A 14,413-nucleotide genomic window follows, 5' to 3' on the forward strand; every position below is an offset into this window, starting at 1 on the left:
GCGCCGGTGCACGACCTCATCGGTTCAGGAGAGGGAAATGAGCAAATCAGAGATCAGCTGGGTGGTGCTCGTGCATGCCAGCGACAACATTTTGAAGACTGCTTTGAGTGAAGAGCTCAATGTCATTCTTCTGCGGAAGCAAAACCAGTGGACGTCGTATGGCCTGACTCAAGCCCAGGTTTGTTTAACGGTTGACGATGCGCTGGAGAATCTGGATGGTCTAGCGGCCGTGCTCAACCAATACCCTATCGGTGCGGTTCTCTCGTTTATGGAGTCAGGTGTGCTCTTGGCCGCTGCTCTGCGGGAGAGGTGTGGGCTTCCGGGCACACCTCTGGAGGCAGTACAACGTCTTAAAGATAAGGCGCTGATGCGGGCACATCTCCATGACAGGGGGTGCCACCATCTGTCGGTCGCTGCCCATGAGGTGACGCATCTGTCTGCTTTGCAGGCTCACCGCGCTGCCCTTCAGGGCCGGGTGATCGTTAAACCTGTCACGGGCACTGGGAGTGTCCACATCTACGCGCTGGATCCGGGCGACGACGTTCCTGCGCCGCTCATCAATGCGCTGGGCCAAGGCATCCGCTTTCTGGCAGAACCTTTTCTCCAGGGCTTGGAATTCAGTGTAGAGGCCCTCACGATCAACGGCAAACACCACATTGTTGCCGTGACCGAAAAGGTGGTGAACGAGCACTTTGTCGAAGTGGGCCACTGCATTCCGCCGCGGCGCATGTCGCCGGACGCGCTGCAGGGCATTGCCGCTGCGGTCCGTGAGTTTCTGACCGCTATAGGCCTGGTGACTGGGCCAAGTCACACTGAAGTGATGTGGCATGAAGGCCGCGTCACCATCATCGAATCGCACGACCGCGTTGGTGGTGACAAGATCACGGCGCTGGTCACCCAGGCCACGGGTGTTGACCTTATCCGGATGGGGCTGCGTCTGGCGGCTGGGCGGACTGTTGATCCTCCGCCTGAGCTCCAGTGTCTTGGTGCCGCGTGCGTCATCTTCCTGACGCCACCTCCAGGCCGGGTGCTCAGCATTTCATTGGTGCCTCTCCCCCCAGAGCTGCCGATTCTGGAACGGCGGGCGTTCGTACATCCAGGTGACGTCCTCACTCAGGTCAGAAGTTCAAAAGATCGCAGTGGTCTGGTGGTCGCCAGTGGCCCGACCCCAGAGGAGGCGTTTCACCACGCTCAACTGGGGGCTCGAAGCATTCAGTTTTCTATGGCAGTCGATCACTCGGCACACCCCCACCCTGTGCCCACATCACGTTCAACCTGAGGTAACCATGACTGCAAAGACTTTAAACATCCCCGCCGGTACCTATGGCATCGTGGCGCCCATTCAGTCGCTGTTCCAACGGGGGAGGAAGCCCACCGAATCACTCGTCCTGAGCCGCTCAACGCGAACCTGGCCAAAGACTCATACGGCCCGGTATGCCCCGCGCTCAGGCCATGCGCTTGACGGATTTTTCGGAGTCGATCAGGACAATAACGTGGTGCAGGCCGCACTGTCATATGAGGACCTGGGCTGGTCCCGGCGCAATGACTCTTTCACGGAGAACGAGAGCGACCTCAGTCTCGTCGGCTTGATTGATGTTCCAGCGGCCTCGACCGGCGAATACCGCTTGTTTCTCCTGTCTATGCAAAACAAGGACGAGCTTCTGTTTGTCCTGGCGGACACCTGGATTTCAGAGGGCTTTTCTCAACGCGAGTTGCTCGAGCGCATGTGCGCCTTCTCCTCACCTGTCAAGCACAGTATCGTCAGCCATAACGGTCGCCATCTGGTGTATCACAAAGGCGTCGAGTTGGAGCAAAAAATCCAGGTTCAGTCTCCCCATTCTGCCTTTCAACTTGCCCGCACATTTTTCGGTCTGGCGCCTGACTTCGGCCATCCAGCATTACACCTGGAATTTCTGTCCGAATGGCAGACGTATTTGCGCCAGGTCGATCTTTTTGAACGCTTTTCCGAAGGTCAGGGGACTGGGTACGTGGCCTTTACCCTCCTGCCAGATGGGCAGCTCATGGTGAAGGAAAAAGGTTTTCTGGAAGATGGTCTGCATCGGAGTGAACGCTTCGTCGAATTGCTCAGCCGCGATACACACCTGGGCACGTATTTGGACACGAGGTTTCCCGATTCGAGTTTCGAATATCGTGGCCGGTTTGATCGCTGGAAGTTCGATTTCAATGTCGAATTCCTTACCAGCGGGCATATTTTTTCTGTTGGCTTTGACGAAGTCTATGCTGGCGATGATTGTCTCAAACAGGTGGAGATCGAATACATTCGGTCCCGCATTCATTACGGGTATGAGTCGCAGGCACCCCAAGTGGAGGCTGATCTCGCTCACCTCTCCAATCATCTCCTTCAACTCTTGCATGATGGTGGCGTTACGGCCGAATTGACACACCTGTCCAAATTGAGTTTTCTTCGAATGCGCCAGGCAGGTCAGCCCGTTCAGCCCTGGCGGCCTCACGCATGACACCCCCTTCTGTCCTGTTGCTCCATAACCGCTCAATTGACCTGCTGATGGACAACGGTTTGTTGTGCCTTCCGCCCGCAGAGTTCGCGGTCCATCTCATCACCACAGATCGCGAGGGGGCAGCGCGTCACGCCCATCAGTTTGCTTCGATTGCGGCCTTCGACTATTTCGATGAAGACGTCATTCGCGCATTGTCCGCCTACCTCATCACGACCTACGGGATCACCAGTGTGGTTGGCACCACGGAGAAGGTGGTTTTATGGGCTGCGCTGCTGCGTGCCCAGTTTGGATTGCCTGGGGCCTCGCCGGACGTTATCGAAAGAATGCGGGATAAGGTGCGCATGAAAGAACGGCTGACGCTCACAGCTGTTCGCACGCCGGCCTACACCCGGGTGCATGCCTTGCAGGACATCGTGGACTTTCAAGCCCAGTTTGGCCGCATCGTCCTGAAGCCCACAGCGGGTGTTGGGAGCATGGGGCTGCAGATCCTCGATACCCCAGCACAGGTCCTCGCCCTGGATAAAGGGCATTTCTCTGATGGTGCGTGGCAGGTCGAAGAATTTATTGACGGTCATATGTTGCATTGCGACTTTATTGCTTTGGCGGGGCAGATCCAGTTCTGTTCTGTCAGTCAATACGTCACCCCACCAGGTCGGTACCAGGACGATTACTTTGGAGGCAGCTTTATTGTCACTGATGCGGGTCTCCAGGAGCGGGTGCGGCAGATCGCCCAGGAGATCGTTCAGGCCTTCGAGTTCGAAACGGGCGTCTGTCACTTGGAACTGTTTCATACGCCACGCGATGAACTGGTGTTCTGTGAAATTGCCGCACGTCCTGGCGGCGGCGGGATTGAATGGCCTGTTCAGCATCTGTACGGCATCAATTTGTTCAGCGAGCATGTTCGGGTCAGTTGTGTGGCGCCTGACACCATGACTTATCCTCGGCTGCCCCTTCGCGCTGGAACAGCAGGTTACGTCGGCCTGCTGGCGCGGCCAGGGTTTGAAGTGACGAACATCCAATCCTTCTCGGGGCACCCGAATATCAAGCGTGAATCCCTGCGCATTGCGGTCGGTTCCCGCCTGGGGGGCCCCCGGCACTGCACGGATTACATGGCACATTTTTTGTGACTGCAGAGGACAGGTCCGAGTTCCAGGAGATCGTGACGCACCTCTGCCGTGGCGCAGTGTCACTGAGGCCCTTCAGCGGGCCAGAGGTCTTGAACGTGTAGTGACGCTGTGACCAGCGCAACGGCGTGAATGTCCCGCCTGCCCAGATGACACAGGACGGACCTGACCATGGTGACTGACTTGCATGACGGCGTGGACCCGTTCGCCGTGCTTGGCCAGGCGGCTGACCGGCTGATGACACACACCCCGACGCCGCAGGCTGAGGATGACCTGCGCGCCCGCGTCGCCTGGCTGCACGATGTCCGTGGTGTGGCGCAGCAGTGCGAGGGAGCAACCGGCGATATCCGCTGGACGGATGTGAGTCCGAGAATAGCCTTGAAGGCTGTGTTTCTGTACGCCATGCAGCTTGGTCTCGAGATCCTCGGACCTGTCACCGTCATACGGGTGGTGGCAAGTTGTTGGGGTAACATGGAGCTGAAGGAGCAGGAGCTTCTCAGCGACTGGTTTGCCCTCGCTGTAATGGGGATCCTCTCTGGCTGTACCACCGCTTCACCCTCAGCTTACAGCAGCGCCTGCCATTCGGCCTCGTACTGCCGGATGCGGCGGGGATCACCCAGGCGCCGGGCTGCCTGGAGACGCACCTCATGCAGCTCTACCACGTTTGGTTCGACCAACAGGCACTGTTCGCACGTGGCGATCGCCCGCAGGGGCTCTCCCGCCTCCAGCCACGCCTGCGCCACCTGTTGCGCCAGCAAAGCCAGCCCCGCACGAGTTTCGAACCTGAGCCCTTCAGCCCATTCGCTGCCGTCCAGGCCAGGCAGAAAGGGGCCCTGATAGAGGCTCAGTGCCCGAGACAGATTCTGCGCGATCAGGGCCGCGCGCCATTCCAGGAGGTCCAGGCGCACGGCATAGCCCGCACCGATCTGGTAGCGCCGCGCGTGGTACGGCCCGTCAGTGATAATTACGTCCTCCCCGATGTGCCGCCGCGCTTCCGCCAGATGGGTCTTGATGGCACTGGCCGCAGCATTGGGGAATTTGTCCGGGTATAACACCAGCTGAAAGTCCTGCCGGGTCTGGCCTGGCCGCAGCACCAGGCACGCCAGAAGGGCTACGGCCCCTGGGCTCAGTGGCACAGCCTCGCCTTCCACGGTGACCTGCTCGGTCCCCAGGGTGGAGATGTCCAGGCGCGTCAGGGGCCCGTCCAGGCCCTGCACTGGCACGCCCCGCAGGCCAGCGGCGTTCCCGAGCAGACCAGAGAGCGCCGAGCGGAGCGCTGGATCGAGTGCGCCGGCGTGCAGGCTCTCGGCCACATCCTCCAGGTCCGCCGTGAACGCCGGCAGCATCTGCAATCGGGCGAAATCTTCGGCGGCCGCCTGCAATTGGGCTGGAAAGTCAGCGGAGCGGCTGAGGTACAGGGCGTGCGCGTGATGGAGTTTCGCCCGCGCGGCCCAGACCGGCTGGCCTTGCGCCGTGGACCCTTCCGTCGCCTGGGTCAGGTCCCGCGCGGCCTGCAGCGGCTGGCCTTCCCGCCAAGCCAGAATGCCCCGGGCCAGCAGCACGGCGGGTGGCAGTGACTGACCAGGCGGGGTCACCCACAGGTACAGCGCTGCATACCCCTGCGCGAAGCGCCCCTGCCGCCCGTGGTATTCCGCGAGTCTGGGCGCCAGCCACCGGGCGATCTCCACATCCTCCAGAGCGTCGGTCATCCCCTGCAGGGTCGTGAGCACCTGGCCGTACTGCCGCCACTCGCCCCGCCGGGCGTGCAGCATGGCCATGCTGGTCATCAGGTGCCCTTTGGCGCGCTGGGAGGACGTGGTGTCCAGCAAAGCCCTGGCTTCTTCCAGCGCGTCCCCGATGTCGTGGGCCTCCCCCACAGCCACGAGCAGATCGAGCCAGCCCTGCAAGGCGGTCAGCCGCGGCAAGGGGTTGGGAGCCGCCGGCAGGTTGAGCAGCACCGCGCGGTAGAGCCGGGTGGCGCGCGCCACCTGCCCGCTTGTGACGAGCATCCGGGCCAGCGACACCGTTACTCGGACCGCCCCAGCTTCGTCCCCGAGGGCCAGGTAGCCGTGCATCGCCCGCTCCACGCGCCGGAGACCTGACTCAGTCGCGCCCTGCTGAAACTCGGTCACACCCCACCAGCGTTCCAGCCGCCACTGGAGCTCACCGTCCATTTGATTGGCGTATTCAGCGAAGTGTGCCTGGGCTTCCCCCCACCGGCCCGTGGCGCGCAGGAGATTGCCGTATTCCACGGTGGCTTCCCGGTCACCGGTCAGATGGGCGCGCAGCAGCTCAGGTTCGGCCTGCTGGAACCGCCCCAACCGCAGTGCACTGACACCCAGCAGACGCCGTTCACTGGTCGTCAGGTGTGCCTGACCCTGCAGATCGGTGACGAGTTGCTCGTACTGGCCCTGCTCGAAGAGTCTTGAACGCTGCACTGGACGCCTTTTCCGATGTTCGACCGATGCCTTCATAGCTTCGGCGGGATGAAATTCATGTCTGTGTTGAGGCTGCTGTTCGGCCTGGTGGTCGCGTCATGGGGCGTGGCTCAGGCGGAACCCACGATACCGCCCCCCACCCCGCCCGCGACTGGCAGCACGCCCAATGGGCTGGGTAGCAACGACTACGGCTTGGAGTGACGTGTCAGTACGGGGCACGTGCCGAGGTTAGAGCGTTGCCCTTCGGTCATTGAAATTGAACAGACAGGTTATTCACTTTCAGGAGGATCTCGATGCACCACGTCCCCGTTTCATCAAGCAATCTCGCTTCTGTTGGCTATGACGCTCTTACGCAGACTTTGGAAGTCGCTTTCCAGAATGGCAGTCTGTATAGCTATGCGGGCGTCCCTGCTGCAGTTCATCAAGACTTGATGAGCGCGTCGTCGCACGGTACGTACTTCTCCGCCAACATTCGGAACAAATACCCCACACGCAAACTGCGCTAGATGGCAATATGTCTGTGATTAGCGCGCTTTCGAGTGCCCGGCCGGAAGCCGGGCACTTCTGCCGTTACCATGCTGTCCATGGGCACTGGGGCGACTGAGAAGGATCTCTTCGAGATCATGCGTCGTCAGTCTGAGCAGATCGACCAACTGATCGCCGAGAACAAGGCCCTCAAAGCGGAAATCGCCCGCCTGAAGAAGCGCATCAAGGAACTCGAACGGCGGGAACGCAAGTACGCCGCCCCCTTCAGTCGGGAGAAGCGCACCGCCGATCCCAAATCACCAGGACGCCGTCCTGGTGAAGGTACCTTCGCCCACAAGGCCTCACCCACGCCACAGCAGATCACGGCCACCGTGGAGGTCGACACGCCCAACACCTGTCCTCGCTGTGGGTTCACGGGCCTGCTGATCTTCACCCGTCAGGACAAGGCCTGGGTCACGGAACTCGTCCCCCAGAACGCCATGCAGGTCACCGAGTACCACGTGCCCGTCATGGAGTGCCCGCAGTGTCACCACGCAGTGCGTGGTGACCATCCCGACCTGAAAGCCGATCAGGTCGGTGCGACTGCCCATCGACTCGGCCCCGTCCTGCACGCCACCCTGCAGACCCTGCATCACGAGCTAGGCCTGCCGGTCCGCCGAATCGGTCGGGTCATGGACCTCCTCGGCGGCCTCCAGATCACGCAGGGTGCGATCACGCAAGCCGCCCAGCGGCTTGCGGCCGACGGAAGCGCCCTGGCGGCCCACGTCGACGCACTGCAGACACAGATCCAGCAGGCGCCCTACGTGCATCACGACGACACCGGCTGGCGGATCGGCGCCCAGAACGCCTGGGTAGGCGCCTTCCGCAGCGCCGACACCGTGCTGTTCCGCGCGAACCTGCGTCACACGAACGTGGAAGTCCGGGAAGGTCTGGGGCAGAACTTCGCCGGCGTGCTGATCAGTGACCGTTTCTCCTCGTACGACAGCCGCTTCCTGCAGGACGTCCGGCAGCAGAAGTGCCTGGCGCACCTGATCCGCAACGCAGATGAGGTCGCCGCTGGTCTCCAGCGGCGACCCGGGCGGGGAGAGCTGTACGGGCAACGGGTCGCGCAGGTGTTCCGGGACGGCATCCGATTGCACCAGGACGTGACGACTGGGGTCTGTACGCGAGAGGAGTACGCGCAGCAGGGTGAGGAACTCACCCTGCGTCTGGACGCCCTGCTGAACCGGGCACCGCTGAAGTCGAAAGCGAACGAGCGACTCCGACTGGGCATCCTGAAGCAGAGCGTGCTCGAGCGGTTGTGGCGGTTCCTGAAGGACCCGGACATTCCACCGACGAACAACGCCGCGGAACGTGCCCTGCGGACAGTGGTGATGGCGAGGAAGGTCTCGCAGTGCAGCAAAAATGCGGTGGGTGCGCAGACGTACATGCGGATCAAGTCCACCGTGGAGACCGCGCGGTTGCGCGGTCAGGACCCTGTCGTGGTCCTGACCGGCTTGATGCGCTAACTGGGCGCTTGACCTTTCGACCGACCGCTAATCACAGACGGCGGAACATATGCCGACCCATCATCGGCAGCTCGCTGCTCTGAACGCGGATGCCTTGATCCAGCAAGCCCAAGCCATTGGTGAACAGACCGCCGCGCTGGTCTGCGCCATTTTCGATGGTGAACAGCATCCTGAACAGCAAAAACGCACGGTGTTGGGCATTCTCCGGTTGCACCGTGAATATGGCGCGCGGCTGGAAGCCGCGTGCCGCCGTGCCCTATTTTTGCAGGCCCACAGCCTGCAGAGCGTCCGTTCCATCCTGAAGCACCGCCTGGACGAGGCCGAACTGCCCGCGGCCTCTGAGGTGCTGCCCGTGGCGGTTCACAGCAAGAGTTTCCACTTCCCTGCTGATGTCGTGTCACGCGGCGTCAAGCAGGGGTCCGTCCTGCTCAAGGCCGGTCAGGACGTACTGTTCGGCATTCTGAGCTGCCTGCCGTTGTGCGGCTCGCCACGTCATGCCCGGTCCTTCCCGACGCACCCGTAGCACTGCGTGAAAGGCTTCCACCACGCACCACACCCAGTTCTCCTGCGCCTGGAGCGTCCGGCAATGACAGCGTCCCAGCCCCAGATTCTGCTTGAAGAACCGGTGGATCACCTCGATTCCCCAGCGGGCCTTCCAGGCCCGCAGCAGTGAGCGAACCGTGACGTCACCACCAAACGTGCTGAACAGGAAAAACCGTGTCCACTCCCCGTGCACCTTGCGCCACACGATCAGGACATCGAACCCACCGACCTCACGGGCAACCGGCAATCGACGGACGCGCCACCCGAACTCCGCGTACAGGTGACAGCGTTCCGGAGGGAACTGCCGGCTCAGCGCACCGAGGGTGAGGGACTCACCCTCGAACTGCACGGTCATATTGGCTTTGGCACGGATCAAGACCGGAATCTGATGCTCGCGACTGAAGGTCACGGCCGCGTCCCGCCCGAACTCTCCATCCAGCAGCAGACCCGCCATGGGGACGCCCGCCGCGAGGCAATCCTGAACGACGTGGATCATTTCCTGCGTGGCGGTGCGGTACGGGTAACAGGTCGTCTCAAGGGGCTGGGAAACCTTGAAGCGCTCGAGCAACGGAACTGGATCTTCACCGAACCTGACCAGGGCCGCGGAGGTGAACTGATGGCCCAGACGGGTCTGAGCCTGACCGCTGTAGTGGTAGTTCACGCCTTCCATCGTCCGTCCGGCGTGGGGCACCATGACGAAATCGATGGCCAGGAACGCGCCGGAAGGCGCGTTCCTGGCTCGACGCTGGAGGTCTTCTGTCGATGCGAAGGAGTCCCGTGCCATCTCTTTGGAGATGGCACTTTTCCGCAGGGTGCTGTAGGGGACGAGGCCACTGAGGCTGGTGACCCGGTTCAGCTGGGCGGTGATGATGCTGTGCGGTAGGCTAGGGATGCGAGGCATAGTCACTTCGCATCAAGGCCCATGAGACCGGGGAATTTCAAGCCCCTGCCTCTTGGGCCTTCGTTCTGGTCGCTGTTCTCTCTCGCGTGGAAACTCTTGTTCACAGCAATCTCCGTGGCCCGCAGTACTTCGCCGATCTCGACGAACCCGACACGGACCGCGTGTTGAATTGAGGTTTTGATGCTCCTGCACCCTGTGATTCAACAACTCCGCACGCTCAAACTCGATGGCATGGCCCTGGCGCTTCAGGAACAGCAGGAACAGGCCAGCATCCGCGAACTGAGCTTCGAAGAACGCTTGACCCTCCTGTTGGAACGCGAGCGCGTCATTCGGGATACCAAAGGCATGCCGCGCCGCCTGTCGGCGGCGCGGCTGAAACAGAACGTCAGCATGGAGGAGGTGGATGTCAAACATCCACGTGGGCTCGACGCCAAACTGTTCAGGTCACTTCACAGCGGGCAATGGATCGCCGAAAAGAGAGGTGTCATCATCACCGGCCCGACGGGGGTCGGCAAGACGTTCATTGGGTGTGCCCTGGCACACCAGGCCTGCCGCCAGGGGTTTACCGCGCTGTACGCACAAACAGGACGACTGCTTGGGGACATGACGCTGGCCAAAGGCGACGGGCGGTACCTGAAGTTGCTCGCTCACCTGGCCAAGGTGCAGGTGCTGATTCTGGACGACTGGGGGCTGGATGTGCCGACGCCAGAAGGCAGAAGAATTCTCCTGGAGATTCTGGATGACCGCTATGAGCGGTCATCCACCATCATCACCAGTCAATTTCCGACGTCGGCCTGGCACGCCAATCTGGGTGATCCGACACTGGCGGACGCGATCTTGGATCGCGTCCTGCATCACGCCTACCGGATTGAATTGAAGGGAGAAAGTCTGCGGAAGAGGTCGCGTCACTTGACCCCATCAGCCGTCAGCCTTTCATAATGGACACAGCTCGTCTGCCGTGGGGGAGAGTGCCGGATAACCTCAGCATGAGGTGCCGGATAACTCCAGCGGCGACTGCCGGATTAGCCAGCATACGCACCGCTGGGGCATCGAGTCCGCGTTCTCGTCGTTGAAGGGCCGCGGGCTGAACCTGGAGGCGACCCACATGACGGCCCCTGAGCGGATCTCGCGGCTGTTCGGACTGCTGTGTGTCGCACTGGCGTGGATGGCCCGGGTGGGTGCGCAGACGGGGCAGGAGAGCCCACCGCGGCAGGACAATCGGGGACGGGCGGTGGTCAGCCAGGTGCGAATGGGGTGGCAGGTGCTGAGTCAGGCGGTGCGGTGGGGCGGGGAGGCCTTCTGGGGCTGCTTTGAGCTGCTCAAAACGTCTTTTCCGCCCACCCACACGTCAAATTCCCGAAGTGTCAGGTGCTGAGGACGGCCCTACATGCGATTGCTGAGACAGGGTCCCCAGCAGCTCAGACGGAAAGTGCTTCGCGGACATGACTCAAGGCGTAGTTCGCCCAGTGCTTACGGTGAACTTCGTTCGCGGTCTCCAGGTCATGCGTATGCTGGCGCAGTGCCTGAAGCATGACTCTGCACGGGACATTGGTGTCTGTCTGATCTGCAGTGAGCAACGCCGAGTTGAATGCGATGAGAGCCTCTCGATCCGCCTCAGTGCCTAAATGACGGGCTGCATTGAAGGTTGAATGCCCCGGGAAGACCGCCCAACTGACTTCCGACTCGTCTTTACGCCAGTAGGCGGCTAGGTATCCGCCCTCGTCGCGGATCAATACTTCACCGCTTCCCACACGGATTCTGAGGGCCTGCGAGCGGATGTTCAGGAAACCGGTTGGCGTATCCATGACCCGAAAGGTCGCTAGATGCGGCAGTAGCGCTTGGCGCAACTGTTCCTCGAGGTATGGCACGAGATGTGGAACGAGAAAAACACCATCGAGCTCTACGCGACCACATGGATGCACTGTGAGGTCTGGCGTAGCGTGATGATCGGAGAGTTCCGGCAGTACTGCTACGAATCCGCACGCAAGGGCGTGCGCGTCAGGGAGAAGGTAGACCAGACCAACAGGCGTCAGGATGCGTGTGACAGGCAGGCTGGAGTGCGGTCGATCCGGCGCGTTGTACAGAGTGTGGTTGGCGTTAGAAAGATGCGGACCAGAGAAGAGGACGATGTGTGAAGTACTGGTCATGGTCTGAACCTCAGATCGAGAGGGCGTTTCGTACGTGCTGCACTGTAAATTCCGTCCAGTGCCGGTGGTGATCGCGTGTTGCGATCTGAATGTCGGCCTGGTGAATGTGCAGTGCAGCTAATCCGATAGCGATGGGTGTCAGATGATCCTGCTGCTGATAAGCCGCGGTGAGCTCCTGATCGAAGTCACGTCATGCCGTCTGGTTCTGCCGTGTACACGTGATCACAGGTCGTAAGTTCAACGTGGATGTGTTGTCCTGAAACGTAGCCCAGCGATAGTTCTGCCGGCCCGACTCCCAGGAGACTGTCAGGTAGTTATCTGCATCGCGGACACACGCTTCGCCCGTGCCGACGGCCATGCGAACAGCCTGATCACTTACGCTGAGCAGGCCTTCTGGCAGGGGGAGGGCACGTAACTGCTCTAGGTGGAGGGACACCACATGCTGAATCTCCAGCTCAAGGAAAGGCTGGAGCGCGTGATGCAGGTACACCCCATCAAACTGAATTTGCCCGCAGGCTTGGACGGTGACAGCGGGGGTGGCGTGGTGCGGGGAGAGCCGTGGATGAATGGCTAGGAATCCCGTCGCAAGCGAATCTCGGCTGCGGATGAGATGCAGTGTACCGATGTCGGTGTACAGGCGGCATGTGAAGGCGAGGGCTGCGGCCTTTACGCCTGCGGCTACAGGCATGCGGGGTGAACCCGGGACGGTCAACAACCCCGTGCAGGGTCCAAACTCTTGGCGATACAGAGGAGTGATCTGGTGTGCGGGCGTCATACGTCCATCCAAAGGACCGCTGTGACCCGTATGGCGCCACGCGTGAGCATGTGGCATGCCGTTGCCGTGACGGACCGATGGATCACGACCGGCGCCCCCAAGATCCCCGTGCGATGTTGCATGTCCGGATACTAATGGGGAGATGAAGTAATCGGCTGACAGGCAGCCGAATACTTCATGTGAAAATGATGAGTTGGGGAATTGTGTGTTGTAAGTCAGATCATGACTAGCTGCATTGCTTACTGAGCTTCGAGCATCTTTCTCGTCAGTCCTTTGGGCGTCAGATTGCCCTCCAGTAAGTCGCGGGTCGCCCGCTCCACCGCTTCTAGCGTTCCCATCATGGGATAGATCGCGGTCGTCGTCGGCCGAATCCCATAAGTCGCCAAGATAGAACGTGCCCGGAAGTGGTAGACGTCGTTCCGGTGTGAGAGCAGTCCGTATGCAATTCGAACTGCGGAGACAGGTTGACGCCAGAGGGTGACCTCGCCAACTTGCTGCAGAAGGTCTTTCTTCTTTCGGCGACTTCCTCCCAGGTCGCTCTGAATGAATGAAAAGTCCCTGCGGAGGTCGAAGTCCAGCGCTCGGAGCACCAGGTCACAGGCATAGACCGGTGGCAGCGTCACGTCATCAAAGACAAGATTCTGCTGTCCGACTTTCATGACATTCCGAACGGCAAACGCACACGCGGTAATAGGGTCAGGCATCAATGCGAGATAGGCCGCTGCTGTGGGATGCCAGCGCTGCAGCAGTTTCGCTAGTCCAGGCGCGCTGGCATAGCGAATTTTCTCAGCCTCAGCAAAGACCTTACGCAATTTGGATTCAAATTTCGCGACGGAGAAATCTTCTGGCGCGGCCCAACTCAACGCGAGCTCGAGCCCGGCGCCGAGAGAGAGCACACGCACATCGAACATCTCATCAGGTAGGGCATCCAGGCGTTCCAGCACGCCAGCCGCTGATGAAAACTCACCGCGTCCTAGGTACGCAGTTGCGCGTACCCATTTGGCGAACACATGTTGCCATTGATAAATTCGTAGGCCATCGTCGTCTGATTGCTCACAGATGTGGAGAGCTGTCGCAAAGTGGGCCGCTCGCTCCTCTGCCTCTTTTCCCTCGCGAGGTGTTGCGGTGGCCATCATCAGGGCCCGCATTGCTTCAGTGATCCAACCGAACGGCTCTTCACCCAGTGCAGTGGGTGGCACTTCACCAGTGAGGCCACCGATGCCCCAAAGGGCGGCATTGCGCTGCATCATCGAGTGTGCTCGGACCTGGTAGGCGCCGTCCGTGCGCTCTGCCAAACTGGTTAAGATACTTTCAGCCTCAACATAATTTCCAAGGATATAGAGACTGTTTGCAAGGACCAGTTCTGTGTAGCGCCAGGAGTACCGGAAGCCTTTCTTCCGGTCGTCCTGTACGAGGGCGGCCGTGGTTTCTACATGTCCCGCGGTAGAATGACAGGATATCAAGATTGCCCGTGCCCGTGCTGTGGATACTGCGGCACTCATTTCCTCTGCAATAAATAATGCTTGCGATGCAAATCGAATCGCTTGATCAAAATCCTGCTCATTCAGGGCGAGCACGGAGAGAGGAATATAAATGCCGATCTGAGCTTCCATGACTAAATCGCTCATGGGTAATTTGCTTAGACGGTCCAGCGCAAAATCAAGAGCTCCTCGCATTTCCGCAACCCGGACATGCATTTGAGGCCCACCTTCTTGTAAAATTTTGATTGAGCGCCGATAAACAGCAAATCCCTTGGCTGTCTCATTGGCAACCGCATCATTCATGGATAGGCCATGTTTAATGAGCCGCTCCATTTGCGGGGTGGTGCGCCAATACGAGACAATGAGCGCCCGAATGTACGCCTCAGTTGTTCCGAGGGCTTCGAGCGCTTCAACTATTTTTTCGGGGGGGATTGAATCTTCCAGTTGTTCCAAGAACCAATCTTGAAAAATTTGAGATGATCCAAGGTCAATTCCGTGGACGTCCATTCAGTACCTCTTCCCGATGTTATTGA

Annotated in this window: 12 protein-coding genes and 1 pseudogene; 7 read left to right on the plus strand and 6 right to left on the minus strand. The window is 60.3% G+C overall.

All coding sequences use genetic code 11. The features are described 5' to 3' along the window. The first annotated feature begins 37 nt into the window (after positions 1-37). Genes EXW95_RS01745 through EXW95_RS01755 form a run of 3 tightly spaced genes read left to right on the plus strand, consistent with a single transcriptional unit; the run spans position 38 to position 3,604 of the window. Positions 38-1,279: an ATP-grasp domain-containing protein gene (locus EXW95_RS01745; protein ID WP_078305592.1), complete on the plus strand. Its 1,242-nt coding sequence runs from the start codon at positions 38-40 to the stop codon at positions 1,277-1,279. 7 nt (positions 1,280-1,286) lie between these two features. After that, complete coding sequence (locus EXW95_RS01750) at positions 1,287-2,477, plus strand: hypothetical protein (RefSeq protein WP_144012329.1); 1,191 nt, start codon at positions 1,287-1,289, stop codon at positions 2,475-2,477. Next, positions 2,474-3,604, plus strand: coding sequence for an acetyl-CoA carboxylase biotin carboxylase subunit family protein (locus EXW95_RS01755; RefSeq protein WP_174366049.1), 1,131 nt, complete (start codon positions 2,474-2,476; stop codon positions 3,602-3,604). Before EXW95_RS01750 ends, EXW95_RS01755 begins: the two co-directional genes overlap by 4 nt. Before the next feature lie 560 nt (positions 3,605-4,164). Here the strand turns inward: EXW95_RS01755 and EXW95_RS01760 are convergent. Then, the gene (locus tag EXW95_RS01760) at positions 4,165-6,075 is read right to left on the minus strand and encodes a hypothetical protein (RefSeq protein ID WP_144012330.1); all 1,911 of its coding nucleotides are present in this window, start codon (positions 6,073-6,075) and stop codon (positions 4,165-4,167) included. A gap of 257 nt (positions 6,076-6,332) precedes the next feature. Between EXW95_RS01760 and EXW95_RS21235 the strand changes: the two genes are divergently transcribed. Further along, a complete protein-coding gene (locus EXW95_RS21235; protein ID WP_078305598.1) occupies positions 6,333-6,545 on the plus strand; it encodes a KTSC domain-containing protein in 213 nt (70 codons plus the stop codon). A gap of 117 nt (positions 6,546-6,662) precedes the next feature. Further along, entirely contained in the window at positions 6,663-8,033 is a 1,371-nt protein-coding gene (locus EXW95_RS01770; protein ID WP_254605453.1) for an IS66 family transposase, read from the plus strand. Between the two features lie 31 nt (positions 8,034-8,064). Here the strand turns inward: EXW95_RS01770 and EXW95_RS01775 are convergent, their stop codons facing one another. Together EXW95_RS01775 and EXW95_RS01780 are read right to left on the minus strand one after the other, a co-directional pair. After that, positions 8,065-8,202, minus strand: a complete 138-nt coding sequence (locus tag EXW95_RS01775; RefSeq protein ID WP_168174665.1) for a hypothetical protein — start codon at positions 8,200-8,202, stop codon at positions 8,065-8,067. A 228-nt stretch (positions 8,203-8,430) separates the two neighbouring features. Beyond that, the gene (locus EXW95_RS01780; protein WP_174366046.1) at positions 8,431-9,477 is read right to left on the minus strand and encodes a transposase; all 1,047 of its coding nucleotides are present in this window, start codon (positions 9,475-9,477) and stop codon (positions 8,431-8,433) included. Positions 9,478-9,657: 180 nt separating this feature from the next. Here EXW95_RS01780 and istB point away from each other — a divergent pair, with 180 nt between their 5' ends. Beyond that, positions 9,658-10,416 (plus strand): IS21-like element helper ATPase IstB, encoded by a 759-nt coding sequence (gene istB, locus EXW95_RS01785; protein WP_078305607.1) that lies wholly within the window; start codon positions 9,658-9,660, stop codon positions 10,414-10,416. A 100-nt stretch (positions 10,417-10,516) separates the two neighbouring features. Next, positions 10,517-10,852, plus strand: a pseudogene (locus tag EXW95_RS20445) (IS4 family transposase); the annotation flags it as partial. A 43-nt stretch (positions 10,853-10,895) separates the two neighbouring features. On the opposite strand, the gene EXW95_RS01790 reads toward EXW95_RS20445, so the two are convergent. The 3 genes from EXW95_RS01790 to EXW95_RS01800 form a co-directional block, all read right to left on the minus strand. Then, positions 10,896-11,624 (minus strand): hypothetical protein, encoded by a 729-nt coding sequence (locus EXW95_RS01790; protein ID WP_144012332.1) that lies wholly within the window; start codon positions 11,622-11,624, stop codon positions 10,896-10,898. Between the two features lie 190 nt (positions 11,625-11,814). After that, the gene (locus EXW95_RS01795; RefSeq protein WP_144012333.1) at positions 11,815-12,399 is read right to left on the minus strand and encodes a hypothetical protein; all 585 of its coding nucleotides are present in this window, start codon (positions 12,397-12,399) and stop codon (positions 11,815-11,817) included. 239 nt (positions 12,400-12,638) lie between these two features. Continuing rightward, positions 12,639-14,387 (minus strand): hypothetical protein, encoded by a 1,749-nt coding sequence (locus tag EXW95_RS01800; RefSeq protein WP_144012334.1) that lies wholly within the window; start codon positions 14,385-14,387, stop codon positions 12,639-12,641. Positions 14,388-14,413: the final 26 nt, after the last annotated feature.

Source organism: Deinococcus sp. JMULE3, from assembly GCF_013337115.1.
Taxonomy (GTDB): domain Bacteria; phylum Deinococcota; class Deinococci; order Deinococcales; family Deinococcaceae; genus Deinococcus.